The following is a 17,987-nucleotide window of genomic DNA, read 5'->3' as shown; positions in this document are numbered from 1 at the left end:
TGAATGAGACATTGGGCTGCCTTTTTTCTATATTTTAAAATTCATTTTAATAATGCCAGCTTCTTTGGCAGAATTAAAGGCGATAAGTAGTAATGGTCCAATCACGAATCCTAGTATCCCAAGAATTTTTAGACCTAAATACATAGCGATTAATGTCGCTAATGGCGATAACCCGATATGACTTCCCATTACCTTTGGTTCTACCGTTCTGCGAATGATTAATAATACCGCTGCAAGAACCGCTAATTGTGTTCCAAGTGATATATCACCAGTGATTAAATGGAATAAAGCCCATGGGCCTAGAATCACAATTGAGCCGATGATTGGGATAAAGTCAATCAGCCAAAGGATAAGTGCCATTATTAAAGCGATTTCTGGTTTAATAAACAATAAACCAATGAGCGAAACAATGAAGATGATAATACTAACTAAAAATTGAGCTTTAAAGAAGCCAAAAATAACGAAAGAAAGTCTTGATGTCATAAACTGGACTTTTTGAGCTGTTTTTTCTTTCAAGAAAGAATACATTCCATCACGAAGTCTCGGCAACTCTAGTAGGAACAAGAATAGGGCAATCAAGTAGACAAGAAAACTGACCAAATAGTTTGGAATATTCGTTAACAATGACTTTACATTGTCAATATTGACGTAAGCGACCAAATCATTTCTTGTTTTGTTAAGAAAACTTTGGATTTGTTGACTAATTTCTGTCACGACTTCTTTTGGCATATCCTTTGCTGCATTTGCAAAGTCCTTCTCTATATTAAGCCATGCTTTTGTAATCTCATTAATATACATTGGTGCATTTTCAACTAACCGAATGATTTCGGTGATAACTTTTGTTGTGACAAAATATCCACTTACTCCAATGAATAGTAGAAAGAGTAGGAATACGATCAATACAGCGAGTTGTTGATTTAAATTCGTCTTTCTGCGTAACCATTTAACAATTGGATGCAAGAATAATGCTGTAACAAAAGCTACGATCAGTGGAACTGATACAGGTAGAATGAAGTAAAGAAGGGCAGCGACGAGGATTACGATTAATACAATCATGGCCATGCGCTTTGTGAAAAAACTGGACAAGGTAGAACCCCTTTCTAAATAACAATAGTACAAAGATTGGTTGAAGATTGAAAAATTAAACGGAGGTTAAGACATGCTTACCTATATTTTTAAAACTTATAGTTAAATTATAGTATATAAAACAGCATTTAAACAACACGAATTATCTACTCTTTTTCTCTATTATAGATGTATTATCTAATTGAGGTAAAGAAAAAGACTCCACTCAAGCGAATGGGTCTTTTTCTTGTTTTTTTGAAGATAACAGTGAGTTAATTTACGAACTTGTCTATTTCGGCTTTTAATTCAGTTAAGATTTTTTCACATTGGCTTACTAAAGAGCTAGGAAAATCTTCACCTTCTCCGTACTCTACACCATGTGGGTAATAATGCTTCCCTAACAACGGAGTAAGAAGTTGAAGAACCGCTCTGTTCGCACCTACATCCCCTTCAACTGTATAGCCTAGAATGCGAAGGTAAAATACGCCCTCTTTTAATTCGAACTTTCGATCGTAGGATACTCTCTCATAATCCCATTGTTCTGCACGAATTAATCCGTAATTTTCCATTACGTCATCTAAACGTTTTAGATCAGCTTTTACTTTATCGAATCCTAAATTCTCAAATTTCATCTAGATCCCTCCTAAAACAAGTGAAACATAACTCGATTTGAATATCATATGTAGAATTTTACTAAAATAATCCCAAATCTAATAATAGTGGAAAAGTAGAAAAGTTGCAATGACAACGTAAAAGAAAACACACTTCTTTCACATTTCATCCATTCAATATTAATGTTTTTATCTGCTTTGGAAAGACTATTTATGAAGGTATCATTACATCCAAAGCATTGAGGAGGGAAAAAGGTGCAAAAGGTAAGAGATATTATGAGTGATGAAGTGGAATGCTGTACTTTACTCGATAACGTATATGAAGTAGCTGTTAAAATGAAAGAATGGAATGTTGGAGCGATTCCAATTGTTGATGGTGAAAAACTAGTGGGGATGATTACCGACAGAGATCTCGTCATTCGCGGCATTGCTGAGAAAAAACCTGGTTCGACAAAAGTGGAAGAGGTGATGAGTGATGATTTGATAACGGTAACAGCTGATATGACTGCAAAAGAAGCTTCTGATTTAATGGCAGAGCATCAAATAAGAAGGTTACCTGTAGTCGAAGGAAAGAATTTAATCGGAATCGTGTCACTTGGTGACTTTGCTGTTCGAAAAATGATTGACCATCAAGCTGGAAAAGCGTTGTCAGAGATTTCAGAACCCACTGGTGGTGAAGTGCAACACTAACGAGTAGGATGTTGCTGCAATAACCGAAATGGCCCCCTATAAAACATTAGGGGGCTATTTCTATTTATATTCAATTTGAAAGATTTCAAAGAAAATAATAGATGTTATAATCATATTAATATCTACTATATGCATAGAATAATAGAAATTAAATAAATTTCTTGAACAAAAGAAATGAGAGGAGGCAAACCTCTGCGAGCCCTTATTCGAATTCTAGTATTAATTGCGGCAGTATTAGCAGTTGTATTCTACTTAAATCTATCCTTTGGAGAAGAAATTTTAGTAAACGAACATCCAGATACTCCTCAGGAAGATAAAACATTAGTAGAGGAAACAAAAGACGAGACAGATAATCCACAAATCGAGGCTCCCACCACAGGACTAGCTACATTAATTGGCAAGGAAATTTCTTTATTAGAAGAAAGATTGGGTAAGCCTTCAAGAGTTGATGAGTCAGCATACGGTTACGAATGGTGGATTTATAAGAAGAGTTTTCAAGAGTATATTCAAGTAGGTGTGCGTAACGAAAAAGTCGTAACGCTATATGCAATTGGCAATGATGTCGATATCACTCCGTTTAAATTAGGCCAACCTGTAGAAGAAATATATGCGTCCGTACCGATTGGACCGTATATTAGCTTGATGTATGATGGGAGTTCCTATCGTTTTGAGCTAACAGAAAATGATATGAACACTCGTCCACTTGTGCAAATGGGAGATTTTTACGCTCAATTTTACATCGACAAATTCGATGGAACCTTATCAAGTGTAAGATTTATGGATGCAGAAACATTAATCAAATTACAACCGTATGAACTCGCCTATGTAGGTGAGTTGGTAGAAGTCAAGCCTTGGGAGAAGGGAAGCGAAACTGAGATTGCAAATGGAAATGCTGAACAGATTTTTGATATTTCCAATGTGATGCGTGTAAGACATCAATTAAATCCATTGGAAAAAGATGAAATGGTTGCAGAAGTAGCACTAGCTCATAGTATCGATATGTATGAAAGTGACGATTTCTCCCATACTTCGAAAACATCCGGTGAATTATCTGATCGATTAGAGGCGGGTGAGGTGTTTTATCAGCTAGCAGGAGAAAATATCGCAGCTAATTATGCAGACGCACCTGCAGTAATGGAAGGCTGGTTAAATAGTAAAGGACACAGGGAAACCCTTCTAAATGGAGAGTTTACTCATATTGGGGTAGGAGTGTATAATCTCCATTATACGCAGAATTTTATTCAAAAATGGACTGAAAAATAAGTAAAGGTGAGGGCTTGTGATAAGTCCTCACCTTTTAATTTTTATGTTTTTTTTCGATCAATAATAAAGAAGCTCCCGGTAGCTTGGGCTATTTTTTGACCATCAGAGCGAAGGACATCGGCATTAACTAACATCGTTTTTGATCCGTGGTGACTGATTCTTGCTTTGCAGATAATATCATCACCAATGCCTGGGGCTATGTAATTGATCGTAAGTTGAGTTGTGACTCCCGCCTTGTCATTCGGTAGTAGATGATGTACTAAAGCTCCCATAGCCGTATCAATAACGGTCGCAGTTATGCCACCATGAAGGATCTTCAAAGGGTTATTCACCATTGGATGTAATGGAATCTTTATTTCCAAGCCCTCTTCGGTTATTTCATAATCCATGTGAAGTAAACGATTAATATAGGAATGTTCCTTTTTATCCAAACCTTCTAGGACGTGTTCTAAAACATGCAACTCTTCCTCAGTTCCATTTTCAATGATTTGTTGGAAAAGTTTTTTAACTTTCTCGTGCAATAAATTCACCCCATCCAATATGTTCTTCTGCATGATTCACAACATTTAAGACTTTATCATATCGTACCATAGGAGGCATATTTTGATATAGACAAACGAACAACATATAAGTTGATTTTACAGTGTAGCTAATTGATTGATCAGTTGCAGCATGACGTTTGAAATGGATTATCGTATACATGCCCTTTGTTTGAGGTGAAAAAGCATGGAAAAGAAACAACTCCATCCTTCTGTTCAACGATTTAAAGAATTTGTCAAAGAGCATCCCGAAATGGTGATGGAAGTAAGAAAAGGCAAAGCAACATGGCAAGAACTTTTTGAGGAATGGTATTTACTTGGAGAAGAGGACTCACGTTGGAATGAAACAAAAGGAACGAAGGAAAAAGAACAAGATAAAAAAGAGTGGATCCCGCAAATTATGAATGCTGTGAAAAACGTTGATCCGAATCAATTACAAGGACATATAACAAATTTAAGTCAGGCGCTTGGAGCGATACAAGGTATAATTCTACAATTCCAAGGAGGAAAACAAGGACAGACAACGAGCAATAATACAACGAATCAGGCGCCAAATCCATTCCAGTTTAGAAAAGATTAATAAAGGGGGATGGATATGAGGAAAGATATGATGGAAATAATTGATGCAGATCCTGACTTGAAGAGATTTTTACGTGAACAACCTCTTTGGTATCGAAAGCTTGCAAGAAACCCAAATGATTTTCAAGCATTTCAAATTGCAGCCCTGCATTATCATCGAAAAACCATTCCGCATCGTGTTGAAAAATTTTCTAATGGTGTCTATATGGCCTCTATGATGATGAGCATGTTTCAAGCGATGAATAATAATCAATCTTAAAACAACTTTCTCAACCCAAAAGAGAAGGTTGTTTTTTCATGTTCTCATGTTGTAAGAGAGTAAAAAAAGATTTGTTAGCAAACAATATAACTACATTTACATAGTTGCGAGTCTAGAATTGGAAGGGGGACAAACGAATGAAAAGGATTATCGTTGGTATATGTTTGTTATTACTGACAGTAGTGGGATGTCAAAAGGATATGCCTGAACCTGAAGTGAGGTTTACTGTTATTCCAATGAGTACTGTCAATACTGCCCACGATATGCCAGTAACAATTGAGCAGAATAATGAACCTTTTCAGGTACAGCATCATATAAGAGGAACAAGTGTATACGTGGAGTGTATGATACCAGCCATTTCTTTTCGTGATGATAGCGACAAGAAACAAGGGAAAATTATTCTCTATATTGATGGAGAGAAAAAGGAAGAGATTACGGCTGCGGCTTTTATAATAAAGGGGTTAGAAAAAGGCAGCCATCAAGTTAAATTAGAGGTTGTTAAGGCTAATAACGAGCCATATCATCTTGAAAAAGCATTCACTGTCTCCATTCCTTAGGGCATAATTGTTCAATAAACTTTCGTTTTTCCATAGTTCCATGTTAAAATAGGTAGCGGAGGTGAGCTAATCTTGCTTGCTACTTTAGAAAGAATGGAAATTTTGGATCAGGCAGAACAGCTATCTATGATGATTTTGGAATCAGAAGTTGTTGAGTATTATATGATCTGTTTAAATAAAGTGAAGACAACTAGAGAAACACAGCGTAAAATTAGAGCCTTTTCAAAAGAAAAGGAGCTTTATGAAGAAGTTCAACGCTTCGGCCGTTATCATCCTGAATATCAAAAAGTGATGAAAAGCATTCGGGAATTAAAAAGAGAGATGGATATGGATATACATGTTGCTGAGTTCAAAAAAGCGGAAAATGACCTTCAGGCTCTATTGGATGAAGTGAGTGTTTTAATCGGGAAATCTGTATCTGAAAAAATTAAAGTTCCAACAGGGAGTCCTTTCTTTGATAGCTCTTCCAGTTGTGGTGGCGGATGTGGTTCAGGTGGAAGCTGTGGTTGTTCATAATAGGCTTAGGCGATATGCCTAAGCCTTTTTTAGATTGAAATATCTGAGTTTGTCTGCTAGACTAAAAAAAACAATGTGGTTGAAGGGGAAAAAAGTATGTTAGGACAACGTCAGGGGATTATCGTATGGCTGTATTCTTTAAAACAAGCCAAAATGTTAAGAAAGTTCGGAAATGTTCATTTTGTTTCCAAGCGCTTAAAATACGTTGTTCTCTATTGTGATCTAGAGGATGTAGAAACGATTATGAAAAAAATAGAAAACTATTCCTTCGTCAAAAAGGTAGAACCTTCATTTAAGCCGTTTTTAAAAACTGAATACGAGAACTCGAAGCCGGATAAGGCGAAAGAGTACGATTATCGAATGGGAATTTAAAAAGGTGGAGCAAAGGCTCCACCTTTATTTGATTTATGATAGTGGCGGAATATAGTGATTCATTCTTAATATTCCAATTAAATATTGATAGAAAAGTTCCTTCTCGGAGAATTGGAGAGAAGGTTTTACCTCGAGTTGGATAATCTCTTTATTAAGCTCATGGGCAGCTTCTTGAAAAAGTTCATAGCGTTTATTGGGCTTTATGTTTGGATTGGGAATTCCTTCACGGCAAATATATAAGGGTTGGAAATCTCCAGGTGTTGTTGGTTTGAGAACGACGACTAACGAAGAAACTTCTCTGTTATTTATGACAGTATGGTAAGCCATCATATGTAAAAGTCGTTCTTTGTTTGCTTTTGCAAGCTCTATTAATTCATAAATATCAGAATAACCTTCTCCTAATTCGATAAATCGTTGAATCATTTCATAAATCCTCCTCTATTCTAGTACCAACAATACTTTAACACGCTTGAAGCAGAATCGCTACGAATGATTTGAAAAGAGGTAATGCCTCAAAAAATTTTTGCTTCATTTTCATATGTAACAGGATTTTTGACGCCTATTATTGTTGTCAAAAGGCAAGTGTGTGTATCGCCTTGTTTTTTCCTAAATAATACAGATGACGTCATTTCTTAGTTCTGATATTGTTAAGGTATGAAAGACTAGATATATCAATATTAGAGAAATGGTTATAAGGGGAATATATATGTGGAAGATTGCGTTCACATTATTAATAGGTTTATGTAGCATAATTGGAGTCATGTTATTTTGGCAATGGAATGCCTACTCTGAATATCATAATCCTGCTAAATTCGGTATAGATGAAAAAGTGGTACAACATATTACAGTAAAATCTAATGATAGCTTTCTCTCTGTTACACAAGAAATTGAAGGCTTACAAAATGATCTCGATTATTCTGTTGTTACGCCCAAAATGATAGCTGATTGGCAGTGTACCGAGGAAGACGGGGAAAGTTGTGAACCTGCTAAAGACAATCCTCATATCATACAGACGCAAAATCAGTCATTCACTTTTCAATATCAAATCGATATAAGTGATGAAGACTCAGCCTTTCTTTTAAAAGATTGGTTCCTTCATTTGCAAGATGTTGACATTACCCATACGACGATAAATCTCATTGCTACATCAAGAAGAGAAGGCTCGTGGGTAACGGGTTTTCCGCTCAAAGGCTATAGTAAACTGGAGTACATTGATTATTATGTTTTCGAGGGCAAAGGAGATAGAGGAGCACTTTATTGGCAATCAACTCCATTGGAGAAACGAGATGTCGAGACAGGAATACATTTTTATACAACAAATGGTTCTCATCCAGCTCTTTCTCTTCCATCGATATTGAAAATACCCAATTACGGGCCACTAGCGGTTGTCATAACAGACAGTTATTCAAGCGCAAATGGATCAGGTCTAATGATTATTCAATCTAGTATAGATAATCAAGCATTAGAACGAAGAATGATTTATCATTATTTTCTAGAAAAAACTTGGCAATTTCCAGTAGAAGAAAGATGGCTTTTGGAGGTTTTAAGCTCTCTTGTAGATCAACAAGAAAGTCATATTCTCAAAGCGAACCGGATGATTGATGAACTGAACAGTTATTTTTCAAAGGATGAATTGGATCAATTTTTAGCATTGGTCTATAAAGAGGAGCATATTACATCTCAAAAATTAGATGAACTTCTCGGTTCTATCATTGATAAAAGAACAGAATTTTTTACGTTGAACAAAAATAAAAAGGCAAAGTGGAGCCCGCTCTATTTTTATGATTCTCGGCCACTTATTATTGGTGATAAGGATATTGAAGGTTTAGATGTATTCATTATGAACAACGAACGGTATCTTCCATTTGTTGAAACGATGACTGCACTTGGCTATAGAACATCATTATTAGACGATTTTGAGACTGTTCATGTGGAGTTAGAGAATCAATTTTACCGTTTTTATGTTAATCAAAATATTTATGAGTATAATCAAGTGCATTATGGTCTTTTGGAAAACCCCTTAAAAATGATCAATGAGAAACCTTATATGAAATTAAACATGATGTTGTCACTGTTTCAATTTTCATTTAAGGAAGATGAAGAGGGACTGTATCTTAATCGCTAAAAAAAGAAAACCCTGCAAATAATTTTGCAGGGTCCTTCCATCTCCTTTATAAGGAAAGAAGGCAAAGGGAGAGGAGAAACCGGAGGAAGAACTTATGGGGAAACGTAAGTCTTCTCCGCGGTTGGCAACAACATCCTCGAATAGATGTTGTTACTTACAGTATTTCCACAAAAAATAGGGATATACATAAGATAGGGTTATTTTTTACAATAGTATATTGTTAAAATGATTGCATGGGCTGGCGAGGATTTCAAAAATTGGCACTTTGATTCGATTATGATAGGATGGTAAAGAAGTTTACAATGCAGGTGATTTTTCCATGAGAGTTGTTTCAGGTAAATTAAAAGGGAAAGCGTTAAAAGCTGTACCAGGAAAATCGACGAGACCGACCACAGATAAGGTAAAGGAAGCGATCTTCAACATGATTGGTCCTTATTTTGAAGGTGGGTTATGTCTTGATCTATTTGCAGGTAGTGGAGGGCTAGGGATTGAAGCGCTGAGTCGGGGAACGGATAATGTGATCTTCGTTGACCGTGATGGAAAGGCGATTCAAACAATTTATGAAAATTTAAAGCAATGTCGACTAGAAGAGCAGGCTGAAGTATATCGAAATGAGTCGAGTCGAGCACTGAAGGCAATTGTGAAGAGAGAGCTTCGTTTTGATTATATTTTTCTAGACCCACCCTATGCAAAACAACAATTGAAAGAAATGTTAGAAATAATCGACAAGCATTCATTGTTGAACGATAAAGGGGTCATTGTTTGTGAGCATAGTTCGGACGTACAATTGCCTAAGCAAATTGAGGGTCTTGTACTGCTCAAACAGGAAACCTACGGAATCATTACCATATCTATTTATGAAAAGGCCCATTTTTGAAAGGTGGATCGAAATGGCAAGTATAGCTGTATGTCCAGGTAGCTTTGACCCAATCACGTTTGGTCACTTAGATATTATTTCAAGGGGAGCAAAAGTGTTTGATCAAGTGTATGTTTCTATTCTCAATAATTCATCAAAGAAACCATTATTTACAGTGGAAGAGCGAGTTCAATTAATTAAAGAAGTGACAAAAGATATTCCAAATGTTAAGGTTGATTCCTTTCATGGGCTCTTAGTTGAGTATGCTAAAGATATTGGTGCAAATGCGATTATTAGGGGTTTAAGAGCTGTTTCAGATTTTGAGTATGAAATGCAGCTGACGTCTATGAATCGTTTTCTTAATCATGAAATTGAAACATTTTATATTATGACAAATAACCAATATTCTTTTTTAAGTTCTAGTATTGTGAAAGAAGTGGCCCAATATAGTGGGAAAATTTCAGAGCTAGTACCACCGATTGTTGAGGAAGCACTACGAGCAAAATTTAAGAAATGAATACGAAGGTAAAGTGAAAAACGAACTTTTCTAGTGTTGTTCATTCGAACTCATCTTAATAGTTATATAATTTAGAGTATAAATTCATTTGTTTTTTAACTTGAGAAGTACAATTAGGAAATGGGTTCACATATTTAACACAAAGAAACGAGCATTGATTAGTGCTCGTTTCTTTGCATTCTATGTGCGTATATACAAATATAAATCATTAACGAAATAAGCGTTAGAATCGGACCAATTTCCCTCATGAATTCCATCGTATTAAAGGCCCATTGTCCATCTCCAAAATACGTTACTGGAACGGTTTTAGAATTAGGGTCACTTTGATTCATATTCTCATAAATTGGCTTCCAAAGTAACCATGTATATAGACCTGCAAAAATTCCATGAAAGAGCCGTGCGATAAAATAGGGTTTAAAATTAATGTCGGTTTCTGCAAGGATACTTGCAACTTGAGCTTGGACGCTGAATCCGCTGAAGGCCAAAATGATACTGGCAATAATCGCTTGTTGTAGCAGTGATACGCTTTCGACTTGACTGGTGAGCTTGTTACCTAATGTTATTTCAAATAATCCTGATATAAGTGGAATGCTAAAGGTTTCTGGTAAATGGACAAGCTGAAGTAAAATCGCTAACCAAGCACCGAGCAATTCAATCATATGTAGATTGGATAAAAGTTGATTTAAAACTGAAAATAAGATGATAAATCCACCGATCATTAGTAAGGTTTGGATGGAGGACATGACAGCATCCCCAAGTAATTTCCCAATTGGTCGCTTATCGTTAATTCTCGTTTGGTGTAAGGCGTTAAATGCGTTCTTTATGGAAAATTTACTTGTGCTTATAGAATTGTCCTTTCCGTGAAATCTCATCATGATTCCAACGGTGAAATTTCCGAGATAATGGGCTAATGCTAATATAATGCCAAGCTGCGGATTGGAAAAAAAGCCAACAGAGACTGCACCAAAAATGAACAATGGATTTGAACAATTCGTGAAAGTGACGAGTCGTTCCGCTTCAGTTTTGGTGAGTTGACCTTCTTGTCTCATGCGTGCTGTTAATTTAGCTCCTGCTGGATATCCAGAGGCCATTCCCATAGCCCAGACAAAGCCACCGACACCTGGCACTCTAAATAGCGGTCGCATTAATGGTTCTAAAAGAACACCGATAAATTTCACTACACCGAAACCAATCAGCATTTCGGATACAATAAAAAATGGAAGTAATGAGGGAAAGACGATTTTCCACCACATATCCAATCCCCTAATGGATGCATTGACCGATTCTTGTGGAAAAGTGATTAGAGAAATAGCCATAATGGAAACAGCAGAAGCAAGAATAATGGTTTTAAGTTTGGATTTTACCACCCATGCATCCTCCCTCGAAGATTTACTAAGGCTCTTTTCGCATACAACAATTTATCCTTTCTGGTAGCGAAAAGTGCTGTGCAATGCCGGCATGAAATTTTTAAAAGAAAAAAATTTGGACATTTACGATTAAATAATTATTCGATTCGTATACCGTGCTACTTATGACGCAAGCAAAGTGCATCTTCTAGAAAATAATGCTAAAATAGATTGTATTAACAACTGAAGTGGCGCTCGCTTTGCTCTAAAAAGTACGATGATGACAACGTTCAATTGTTTTACTATGCACAAAGGTCTTGTCCTCATATAGATCAATATACTCATAGAAAAATAAAATAGACCATAAGAATATATAAAAGTAGGGGAAGGAAATGTAGATCCTTTCATTCCCGCTTAAAGATTCCTTATTAAAGGAGGCGCTCATTTTTTGCACCATCCTAAAATTGGTCTTGCGCTTGGGTCAGGAGGAGCAAGAGGGTTTGCTCACTTAGGCGTTATAAAGAAATTACTAGATGCAAACATTCCGATTGATCTTATTGCAGGAAGTAGTATGGGAGCGATGGTTGGTTGTTTTTTTGGGGCTGGTTTGGATATTGACCGATTATATCAATTATCTCGAGTATTTAAGAGAAAATATTATTTAGACTTCACGATTCCGAAAATGGGTTTTATTGCTGGAAATCGTGTGAAGGATCTTATTCGGATTTTTACTCACGGAAGAAATCTCGAACAATTGGATATACCTGTTCAAGTGGTGGCAACGGATTTAATGACTGGAGAGAAAGTGATTTTCAAAGAAGGACCTATAGCTGAAGCGGTAAGAGCTAGCATTTCAATTCCTGGGATATTTGTTCCAGAAAAGTATGAAGGAAGACTTTTAGTTGACGGCGGAGTGGTGGATAGGGTACCAGTCTCGGTCGTGAAAGCTATGGGAGCGGACATCATCATCGCTGTTGATGTTTCCCGAGTAAATCGTACTACAGAAATTAGTTCTATTTATGATGTGATTATGCAGAGTATTGATATTTTACAAATGGAGATTGTCGCCAATAGAGAAATTGCCTCCGATATTATGATCCAACCTGCTCTTGAAATGTATAGTTCGAGAGCCTTTACAAATATAGATGAAATTATTCAAATTGGAGAAGAGGAAGCAGATAAGTACATAGCAAGAATTCAACAACTGATCGAGAAGTGGAAGGAGCAGCATTAGATGAACAAACGGTTTTATTTTCGATTTTTTTTCATATTAACGGCATTATTTTTATTTATTGCCTCATTTTTTTCTTTACCCTATTACGTATCCAAACCAGGAATGGCAAAGGAACTGAGACCAATCATTGAAGTGAAAAATGGCTATGATGAAGAAGGGACCTTTATGCTTACAACCATTCGCATGGGAAAAGCGAATATCTATTCTTACGTGATGGCCTCATTGAGCGATTATCAAGAAATCTATCCGTTAGATGCAGTTCGCGGTGAAGAAGAAACAGAAGAGGAGTACAATGTACGTCAACTTCACCTCATGGCTAGTTCAAAACAATCAGCCATTGAAGTGGCTTATAAGAAAGCAGAAATTCCAATAGAATATGAATACAAAGGTGTATATGTCTTAAATGTTATTGACAATATGCCTGCTGCTGGTAAATTAGAACCTGGAGATCGCATCTTTAAAGTGAATGGTGATGAATTCACTTCTTCGGAAGAATTCATCGAATTCGTTAGCAACCAAGATGCTGGAACTGAAATTGCGCTTACGTTCTTACGAAGAGGCGAGGAGATGGAAACTGTTATAGAAGTTCAACCATTTCCTGATGATAAAACCAAAGTTGGTGTAGGGATCGGACTTGTTGATGATAAAGAATTGCATGTAAATCCAAATGTTGATATTAAGACGGATGATATTGGTGGTCCATCAGCTGGTTTTATGTTTTCCCTTGAGATCTATAACCAACTTATCGAAGAGGATTTAACTAAGGGCTATGAAATCGCTGGAACAGGAACGATATCCCCTGATGGAAAGATAGGTAGAATCGGCGGAATCGAACAAAAGATTGTTGCAGCAGATAAAGCAGGAGCAGAAATCTTTTTTGCGCCCAATGAAGAGGGAGCAACAGATTCCAATTACAATGCGGCAGTGAAAACAGCTGAAGATATTAAGACAGATATGAAAATTATCCCTGTTGACACATTTGATGAAGCGATTGACTATTTAATGAAATTAGAAGAAAAAAAATAAAGGGATTCCAAAAAGTTAGTGATGCTGACTTTTTGGAATCCCTTTTAAGCTTTTACATAAATGGGGGGCTGCTCGTAATCCATTATCAGAAGACTTTGTATCACTTCTTTTCTTGCTCCTAAAGCATAAATTCTAGAAGCTCTTATATCAAGGTTAATATCTTCGCCCTGGTAGGCTGATAATTTAGAGATAATAGGAATAGAAGTATGGCTTTTCCACTTGTTTAAATACATTCTTCCATTTTCACTCATGCCTAATAGTCGTAAGTAACTAGCATGAGCCATGTTTTGACGCATTTCACTGACAGTTGTATTTGTCAGGATATGCGTGCACATCCGTTGTAGTCTAGTCCAAGTGTAGCGCTTTGTTTTAATCTTTGTCATAAAATCTTGAAAGGAAGTTGCTTGTAAAGCAGCCTCGGTAACTCGGTATTCTAATCCTTCTTCAACCTCGTATATGTTGCGTAGTTCTGCTGTAGTCGTATGCAGCAATTTAAACTGTAACAATGGCCAATAGTTTTCCCAATGCTGAAATTGTTTAAAGCTTTTATTGTAGTCAGCTAAGATCGTCATTGTGGTGCTAGGTACATAATGACTTATCTCTTTTAGGGAACCGCTAGGGGAAAATAAAGCTTTGCGAATGCTTGTAGCACTGGCAATCGATTCAGAAGTGAAGTGTTGATCATGGTACCCTGCTATTGTTCTTTGTATCGTTAGGGCACTCATATTGAAGCCTAAATCATTAATCGCTTTTACATATTGGAAGCCTAAAATATTATTTGGTTTTGAAAGATCAACAATCTCTTCTGTCGGATTAAGCTCAAGAAATGCGGATGATAAAGCGGATGGGTAACTCAATCCTTGACTGATAAAGGATTTGATTTTTTCCTCATACGCCTTTTTATTTTGTTCTAAAAAGTGTAATGTTGAAAAGAATGGATCGATCGCCCCTGCTTCACTTCCGAAGCAGATGCTGCTACATCCAATATGACCTAATAAAGATATCGCACCTAGAGCAAAGGTATCTGCTTTTTGTGTTGCGAATCGATAGGGGAGTTCAATGACAATATCAACACCAGCTAATAGAGCCATTTCTGCCCGCTGCCATTTTGGAAGCAACGCAGGTTCTCCCCTTTGTAAAAATTGTCCGCTCATCACGGCAATGACAATATCAGCATTACTTTTCTTTCGAGTTTGCTCTACGTGATATGCATGCCCATTGTGGAATGGATTATATTCGACTACAATGCCAACTGCTTTCATTTTTTTAATCTCCCAAAAAGATAATCAAGTAAGACTTATGTTAAAATGTTGACTAAATGATGTTGGTAATGTCTACATTATAGTGTAAAGAAAAAATATTGACAAATAATTATAGGAAAGCTATAATAACCTTTGTTGCCTTGAGGTGATTCTTATGAAATGGACCATAAGTCAGTTACAAAAACATCGAAGCAAGGAATACCCAATTGATGAGATGGTAAACCTTGATGAGATAAAAGAAGTCGATCAAACGATACGCTCGGTTTCACCAATGCATATCACGGGTCGAGCAGATATTGACTCCTCTAAAGTAACGTTTCATCTGAAGATTAAAGGACATTTAATTCTTCCTTGTTCTCGTACTTTAGTTGACGTGAATTGTCCGATCGATGTAGAAACAACTGAAACCTTCCTCTTAAAAGGTTTGGAATACGAAACTGATGAGGAAGTTCATCAAGTCAAAGGTGATGTGATTGACCTTAAACCGGTCTTACAGGAAATCCTTTTACTTGAAGTACCTATACAAGTTTTCTGTGACGATGGATCAAGCGAAGAAGGGGCTCCGCAATCTGGTAATGATTGGGAAGTCATTCATGAGCAAAAGAAGGATAAAATCGATCCTCGCTTAGCAGGGCTTGCAAAATTACTTGATCAAAATGATCCTTCTTCTAATTCTTAGTGATTGAAGAAGACAAGAAACTGTTGAAAGTTAAGCTAGTCTAGCTTTTATGACTTTCTTAATACTCTTTAAGGAGGTGGGAATAATGGCTGTACCTTTTAGAAGAACTTCTAAAACTGCAAAGAGAAAACGTCGTACTCATTTTAAGCTACAGGTACCAGGTATGGTAGAATGCCCAAACTGTGGTGAGATGAAGCTTGCTCACCGTGTATGTAAAGCTTGTGGAACATACAAAGGAAAAGAAGTAGTAAACGACTAATACTCAATATGAGATTTAAAGCACAGGACGAACTCGTTCCTGTGCTTTTGTCGTTTTAGTGCTAATAGAAGAGCTAGTCTTAGATGAGCGCTCTCTCTTGTTTTTTGGACAAATTAGAAGTTTAATGAAAGAAAGAGAGGTGGGGTAAAAGATGTCAAAATCTTTTGATATTGAGGAGCGGGAGAATGGTATCTTAAGTTTTACGATCACTAGACCTAAAAAAAGAAATGCTGTCAATTTCGAAGTAATGGATGGGTTGAAAGAGGCGCTTCAATTAGCTAGGACCTCTAACATAAAAGCTCTTGTTCTTACTGGTGAGGGAAATGAGGCTTTTTGTTCAGGTGGTGATTTATCTCAATTCCATGAATTACAAACAGCAGAACAAGCCTATCAAATGCTTTCTAAAATGGGAGAATTATTATATGAATTAATGATGTTCCCAAAGCCAACTATTGCACTGATAAATGGGGTAGCAATAGGTGGTGGCTGTGAGATTGCAACAGCGTGTGATTTTAGAATTGCTCGAAAAGGAATAAAGGCAGGCTTTGTACAAGGGAAATTAGCTATCACCACGGGGTGGGGTGGTGGAACCTTTTTATTGGAAAGAATGCCTCAATCTATGGGGATGCAAATGCTCTTTGAAGCAAAACTATTTGAGTTTGAGGAATTACTGGACTTAGGGTTTGTCCAATACATCTATGAAGGGGATCGCTGGGAGGGACTGCGAGAAACTTTAGGTTCCGCTTTAAATATGGAAGGAACAGTCTTAACAGCTTATAAAGAGATCTTAATTCGGAAGTGGGAGAAGTTAGATTTAAAAGAAAGAATAGAACAAGAAATTCGTCAATGTGCTGAGCTTTGGGGAAAAGAGGCGCATCACAAGCAAGTGGATAAATTTCTCAATCGTAAAAATTGACTAAACATGATTTATGTACATTGATATTTGAGTAATATCAGTCTATCTCTTCTAGTAGTTGCATATGTATGAATAAAACGAGTACACTAGGAGGGATTGACCCATGCCCACGAATCGTCAAGATGCTTGGTCAAATGATGAAGACTTGCTACTAGCTGAAGTAGTTTTAAGGCATATACGTGAAGGAGGGACCCAACTTCAAGCTTTTGAAGAAGTGGGGAAACAACTCACAAGAACTGCTGCAGCCTGCGGATTTCGTTGGAATTCTTATGTTCGCAAGCAATATAAATCTGGAATAGAATTGGCAAAAAAACAGCGTAAAGAGTTAAGAAAACAGGCACAATCAGTTGCTGAACCAGAAGAGAGTGAAAAGGAAATCACAGTTGAAGCTTCTTCTCAAGAGGTAGCAAAACCGAAGATCAGTTTTGAAGATTTTGTCAGCACATTAAAGAGTCTTTATCAACAATTTGAAGAATCCATTGATTCACAGGAAAAGATTCAAGAATTAGAAAAGAAAGTAGCTTTTTTAACTGCTGAAAATGAGAATTTAAAGAAAGAATTACAAACTATTGAACAAGATTATAAGGCCCTCATTGAAATTATGGAAAGGGCTAGGAAGATGGTTGTTCTCCAAGAAGAAGATCGGCAACAAAAGGTGAAATTCCAGATGGATAAAAACGGTAATCTAGAAAGAATAGAAAAATAGAATATAGTTTAAAAATCAAAAAGAAGCGGTAAATTATCCGCTTCTTTTTGTATAGAGATTATATTTCTTTTTGCGAGAAATTTTCTGGGAACCAGAAAAGTGGGTTTTCCCCTCGATCCCGTGCCATATCATAGGTCACAGATTCAAACCCCATCTTTTTCCAAAAATCTTTTGATTTCATTCTAGCATTTGTGCGAATGGGTAAGTTCATTTTCTTTGCAAATTCTACTAGAGCTTTTCCATAGCCTTTTCCTTGATAATCAGGAATGACTTCAAGCTTCCATAATTCAAGAAAATCATGTGGTGGTTCAAAATATCGATTGAATTTTGCGTCTACTTTGTATAGACTCATTCGAGCTACCAATAAGTCACCAAAATAAATCCCGTAAAAAGGAGATTCACTGTCATTATCAATGATATTTGCTTGCAAGTCCTCAAGCATGGAAAGTTCTTGTAAACCATATTCTTTAAATCGTTTGAACTCTTCTAATGTTTTGTAATTCACCTTTAATTTCTCTACTTTATATTCCATCTAACTCCCCCAGTCCAACTTTAATCATGAATAACTTTGTAGTTTCATATATTTAATTTGAAGTATGGTGCTCACTAT

General features: G+C 36.5%; 23 protein-coding genes. 16 read left to right on the top strand and 7 right to left on the bottom strand.

Annotated features, from left to right (window positions below; all coding sequences use genetic code 11):
- Nucleotides 1-27 precede the first annotated feature (27 nt).
- Together ytvI and BMSHG_RS02835 are read right to left on the bottom strand one after the other, a co-directional pair.
- Nucleotides 28-1,086 carry a sporulation integral membrane protein YtvI gene (gene ytvI / locus BMSHG_RS02840; protein WP_019152920.1) on the bottom strand — a complete coding sequence of 353 codons (1,059 nt, stop codon included), beginning with the start codon at nt 1,084-1,086 and terminating at the stop codon, nt 28-30.
- A gap of 251 nt (nt 1,087-1,337) precedes the next feature.
- The gene (locus tag BMSHG_RS02835) at nt 1,338-1,697 is read right to left on the bottom strand and encodes a YugN family protein (protein ID WP_019152919.1); all 360 of its coding nucleotides are present in this window, start codon (nt 1,695-1,697) and stop codon (nt 1,338-1,340) included.
- A gap of 234 nt (nt 1,698-1,931) precedes the next feature.
- Between BMSHG_RS02835 and BMSHG_RS02830 the strand changes: the two genes are divergently transcribed.
- Complete coding sequence (locus BMSHG_RS02830; protein ID WP_019152918.1) at nt 1,932-2,366, top strand: CBS domain-containing protein; 435 nt, start codon at nt 1,932-1,934, stop codon at nt 2,364-2,366.
- A 174-nt stretch (nt 2,367-2,540) separates the two neighbouring features.
- Nucleotides 2,541-3,629: a CAP domain-containing protein gene (locus tag BMSHG_RS02825; protein ID WP_019152917.1), complete on the top strand. Its 1,089-nt coding sequence runs from the start codon at nt 2,541-2,543 to the stop codon at nt 3,627-3,629.
- A 41-nt stretch (nt 3,630-3,670) separates the two neighbouring features.
- On the opposite strand, the gene BMSHG_RS02820 is transcribed toward BMSHG_RS02825, so the two are convergent.
- The gene (locus BMSHG_RS02820; RefSeq protein ID WP_392397243.1) at nt 3,671-4,159 is read right to left on the bottom strand and encodes a PaaI family thioesterase; all 489 of its coding nucleotides are present in this window, start codon (nt 4,157-4,159) and stop codon (nt 3,671-3,673) included.
- A gap of 196 nt (nt 4,160-4,355) precedes the next feature.
- Here BMSHG_RS02820 and BMSHG_RS02810 point away from each other — a divergent pair, with 196 nt between their 5' ends.
- The 5 genes from BMSHG_RS02810 (at nt 4,356) to BMSHG_RS02790 (ending at nt 6,451) form a co-directional block, all read left to right on the top strand.
- Nucleotides 4,356-4,748: a YlbD family protein gene (locus tag BMSHG_RS02810; protein WP_019152914.1), complete on the top strand. Its 393-nt coding sequence runs from the start codon at nt 4,356-4,358 to the stop codon at nt 4,746-4,748.
- A gap of 15 nt (nt 4,749-4,763) precedes the next feature.
- The gene (locus BMSHG_RS02805; protein ID WP_019152913.1) at nt 4,764-5,006 is read left to right on the top strand and encodes a YlbE-like family protein; all 243 of its coding nucleotides are present in this window, start codon (nt 4,764-4,766) and stop codon (nt 5,004-5,006) included.
- A 137-nt stretch (nt 5,007-5,143) separates the two neighbouring features.
- On the top strand, nt 5,144-5,563 hold the full coding sequence (locus BMSHG_RS02800; protein ID WP_019152912.1) for a hypothetical protein: 420 nt from the start codon (nt 5,144-5,146) through the stop codon (nt 5,561-5,563).
- A 72-nt stretch (nt 5,564-5,635) separates the two neighbouring features.
- A complete protein-coding gene (locus BMSHG_RS02795; protein ID WP_019152911.1) occupies nt 5,636-6,079 on the top strand; it encodes a YlbF family regulator in 444 nt (147 codons plus the stop codon).
- Between the two features lie 96 nt (nt 6,080-6,175).
- Nucleotides 6,176-6,451 carry a YlbG family protein gene (locus BMSHG_RS02790; RefSeq protein ID WP_019152910.1) on the top strand — a complete coding sequence of 92 codons (276 nt, stop codon included), beginning with the start codon at nt 6,176-6,178 and terminating at the stop codon, nt 6,449-6,451.
- 33 nt (nt 6,452-6,484) lie between these two features.
- On the opposite strand, the gene BMSHG_RS02785 is transcribed toward BMSHG_RS02790, so the two are convergent.
- On the bottom strand, nt 6,485-6,874 hold the full coding sequence (locus BMSHG_RS02785) for a DUF7147 family protein (protein WP_019152909.1): 390 nt from the start codon (nt 6,872-6,874) through the stop codon (nt 6,485-6,487).
- A 283-nt stretch (nt 6,875-7,157) separates the two neighbouring features.
- Between BMSHG_RS02785 and BMSHG_RS02780 the strand changes: the two genes are divergently transcribed.
- From BMSHG_RS02780 to coaD, 3 genes are all read left to right on the top strand, one after another.
- Nucleotides 7,158-8,576 carry a hypothetical protein gene (locus BMSHG_RS02780; RefSeq protein WP_019152908.1) on the top strand — a complete coding sequence of 473 codons (1,419 nt, stop codon included), beginning with the start codon at nt 7,158-7,160 and terminating at the stop codon, nt 8,574-8,576.
- A 319-nt stretch (nt 8,577-8,895) separates the two neighbouring features.
- Nucleotides 8,896-9,453, top strand: a complete 558-nt coding sequence (gene rsmD / locus BMSHG_RS02775) for a 16S rRNA (guanine(966)-N(2))-methyltransferase RsmD (protein WP_019152907.1) — start codon at nt 8,896-8,898, stop codon at nt 9,451-9,453.
- A gap of 13 nt (nt 9,454-9,466) precedes the next feature.
- Nucleotides 9,467-9,949, top strand: coding sequence for a pantetheine-phosphate adenylyltransferase (gene coaD, locus BMSHG_RS02770; protein ID WP_019152906.1), 483 nt, complete (start codon nt 9,467-9,469; stop codon nt 9,947-9,949).
- Between the two features lie 158 nt (nt 9,950-10,107).
- Here the strand turns inward: coaD and ylbJ are convergent, their stop codons facing one another.
- Nucleotides 10,108-11,316 carry a sporulation integral membrane protein YlbJ gene (gene ylbJ, locus BMSHG_RS02765; protein WP_019152905.1) on the bottom strand — a complete coding sequence of 403 codons (1,209 nt, stop codon included), beginning with the start codon at nt 11,314-11,316 and terminating at the stop codon, nt 10,108-10,110.
- A 427-nt stretch (nt 11,317-11,743) separates the two neighbouring features.
- Here ylbJ and BMSHG_RS02760 point away from each other — a divergent pair, with 427 nt between their 5' ends.
- Together BMSHG_RS02760 and BMSHG_RS02755 are read left to right on the top strand one after the other, a co-directional pair.
- A complete protein-coding gene (locus BMSHG_RS02760; protein WP_019152904.1) occupies nt 11,744-12,529 on the top strand; it encodes a patatin-like phospholipase family protein in 786 nt (261 codons plus the stop codon).
- Nucleotides 12,530-13,555, top strand: a complete 1,026-nt coding sequence (locus BMSHG_RS02755; RefSeq protein WP_019152903.1) for a SepM family pheromone-processing serine protease — start codon at nt 12,530-12,532, stop codon at nt 13,553-13,555.
- A 44-nt stretch (nt 13,556-13,599) separates the two neighbouring features.
- On the opposite strand, the gene BMSHG_RS02750 is transcribed toward BMSHG_RS02755, so the two are convergent.
- A complete protein-coding gene (locus BMSHG_RS02750) occupies nt 13,600-14,817 on the bottom strand; it encodes a nucleotidyltransferase (protein ID WP_019152902.1) in 1,218 nt (405 codons plus the stop codon).
- 154 nt (nt 14,818-14,971) lie between these two features.
- On the opposite strand from BMSHG_RS02750, the gene BMSHG_RS02745 reads away from it, so the two are divergent.
- The 4 genes from BMSHG_RS02745 to BMSHG_RS02730 all read left to right on the top strand — a co-directional run bounded on the left by BMSHG_RS02745 (nt 14,972) and on the right by BMSHG_RS02730 (nt 17,377).
- Complete coding sequence (locus tag BMSHG_RS02745; RefSeq protein WP_019152901.1) at nt 14,972-15,496, top strand: YceD family protein; 525 nt, start codon at nt 14,972-14,974, stop codon at nt 15,494-15,496.
- An 85-nt stretch (nt 15,497-15,581) separates the two neighbouring features.
- Complete coding sequence (gene rpmF, locus BMSHG_RS02740) at nt 15,582-15,755, top strand: 50S ribosomal protein L32 (protein ID WP_009791160.1); 174 nt, start codon at nt 15,582-15,584, stop codon at nt 15,753-15,755.
- Between the two features lie 151 nt (nt 15,756-15,906).
- Nucleotides 15,907-16,671, top strand: a complete 765-nt coding sequence (locus tag BMSHG_RS02735; protein ID WP_019152900.1) for an enoyl-CoA hydratase/isomerase family protein — start codon at nt 15,907-15,909, stop codon at nt 16,669-16,671.
- 103 nt (nt 16,672-16,774) lie between these two features.
- Nucleotides 16,775-17,377, top strand: a complete 603-nt coding sequence (locus tag BMSHG_RS02730) for an RsfA family transcriptional regulator (protein ID WP_019152899.1) — start codon at nt 16,775-16,777, stop codon at nt 17,375-17,377.
- Nucleotides 17,378-17,435: 58 nt separating this feature from the next.
- Here BMSHG_RS02730 and BMSHG_RS02725 read toward each other — a convergent pair whose 3' ends face one another.
- Nucleotides 17,436-17,909: an N-acetyltransferase gene (locus tag BMSHG_RS02725; RefSeq protein WP_019152898.1), complete on the bottom strand. Its 474-nt coding sequence runs from the start codon at nt 17,907-17,909 to the stop codon at nt 17,436-17,438.
- Between the last annotated feature and the right edge of the window lie 78 nt (nt 17,910-17,987).

Origin of the sequence: Robertmurraya massiliosenegalensis JC6 (genome assembly GCF_000311725.1) — a bacterium.
GTDB lineage: Bacteria > Bacillota > Bacilli > Bacillales > Cytobacillaceae > Robertmurraya > Robertmurraya massiliosenegalensis.
The sequence above is the reverse complement of the archived record's forward strand: the minus strand, read 5'-3'. Positions and strand labels throughout refer to the sequence as shown.

What these genes read in the sequence shown, in the direction of transcription:
- BMSHG_RS02835 (WP_019152919.1), bottom strand. Translation starts at nt 1,697, where the DNA reads ATGAAATTTGAGAATTTAGGATTCGATAAAGTAAAAGCTGATCTAAAA.
- BMSHG_RS02825 (WP_019152917.1), top strand. Translation starts at nt 2,541, where the DNA reads ATGAGAGGAGGCAAACCTCTGCGAGCCCTTATTCGAATTCTAGTATTA.
- BMSHG_RS02810 (WP_019152914.1), top strand. Translation starts at nt 4,356, where the DNA reads ATGGAAAAGAAACAACTCCATCCTTCTGTTCAACGATTTAAAGAATTT.
- BMSHG_RS02805 (WP_019152913.1), top strand. Translation starts at nt 4,764, where the DNA reads ATGAGGAAAGATATGATGGAAATAATTGATGCAGATCCTGACTTGAAG.
- BMSHG_RS02800 (WP_019152912.1), top strand. Translation starts at nt 5,144, where the DNA reads ATGAAAAGGATTATCGTTGGTATATGTTTGTTATTACTGACAGTAGTG.
- BMSHG_RS02790 (WP_019152910.1), top strand. Translation starts at nt 6,176, where the DNA reads ATGTTAGGACAACGTCAGGGGATTATCGTATGGCTGTATTCTTTAAAA.
- BMSHG_RS02785 (WP_019152909.1), bottom strand. Translation starts at nt 6,874, where the DNA reads ATGATTCAACGATTTATCGAATTAGGAGAAGGTTATTCTGATATTTAT.
- BMSHG_RS02780 (WP_019152908.1), top strand. Translation starts at nt 7,158, where the DNA reads ATGTGGAAGATTGCGTTCACATTATTAATAGGTTTATGTAGCATAATT.
- rsmD (WP_019152907.1), top strand. Translation starts at nt 8,896, where the DNA reads ATGAGAGTTGTTTCAGGTAAATTAAAAGGGAAAGCGTTAAAAGCTGTA.
- coaD (WP_019152906.1), top strand. Translation starts at nt 9,467, where the DNA reads ATGGCAAGTATAGCTGTATGTCCAGGTAGCTTTGACCCAATCACGTTT.
- BMSHG_RS02755 (WP_019152903.1), top strand. Translation starts at nt 12,530, where the DNA reads ATGAACAAACGGTTTTATTTTCGATTTTTTTTCATATTAACGGCATTA.
- BMSHG_RS02750 (WP_019152902.1), bottom strand. Translation starts at nt 14,817, where the DNA reads ATGAAAGCAGTTGGCATTGTAGTCGAATATAATCCATTCCACAATGGG.
- BMSHG_RS02745 (WP_019152901.1), top strand. Translation starts at nt 14,972, where the DNA reads ATGAAATGGACCATAAGTCAGTTACAAAAACATCGAAGCAAGGAATAC.
- rpmF (WP_009791160.1), top strand. Translation starts at nt 15,582, where the DNA reads ATGGCTGTACCTTTTAGAAGAACTTCTAAAACTGCAAAGAGAAAACGT.
- BMSHG_RS02735 (WP_019152900.1), top strand. Translation starts at nt 15,907, where the DNA reads ATGTCAAAATCTTTTGATATTGAGGAGCGGGAGAATGGTATCTTAAGT.
- BMSHG_RS02730 (WP_019152899.1), top strand. Translation starts at nt 16,775, where the DNA reads ATGCCCACGAATCGTCAAGATGCTTGGTCAAATGATGAAGACTTGCTA.
- BMSHG_RS02725 (WP_019152898.1), bottom strand. Translation starts at nt 17,909, where the DNA reads ATGGAATATAAAGTAGAGAAATTAAAGGTGAATTACAAAACATTAGAA.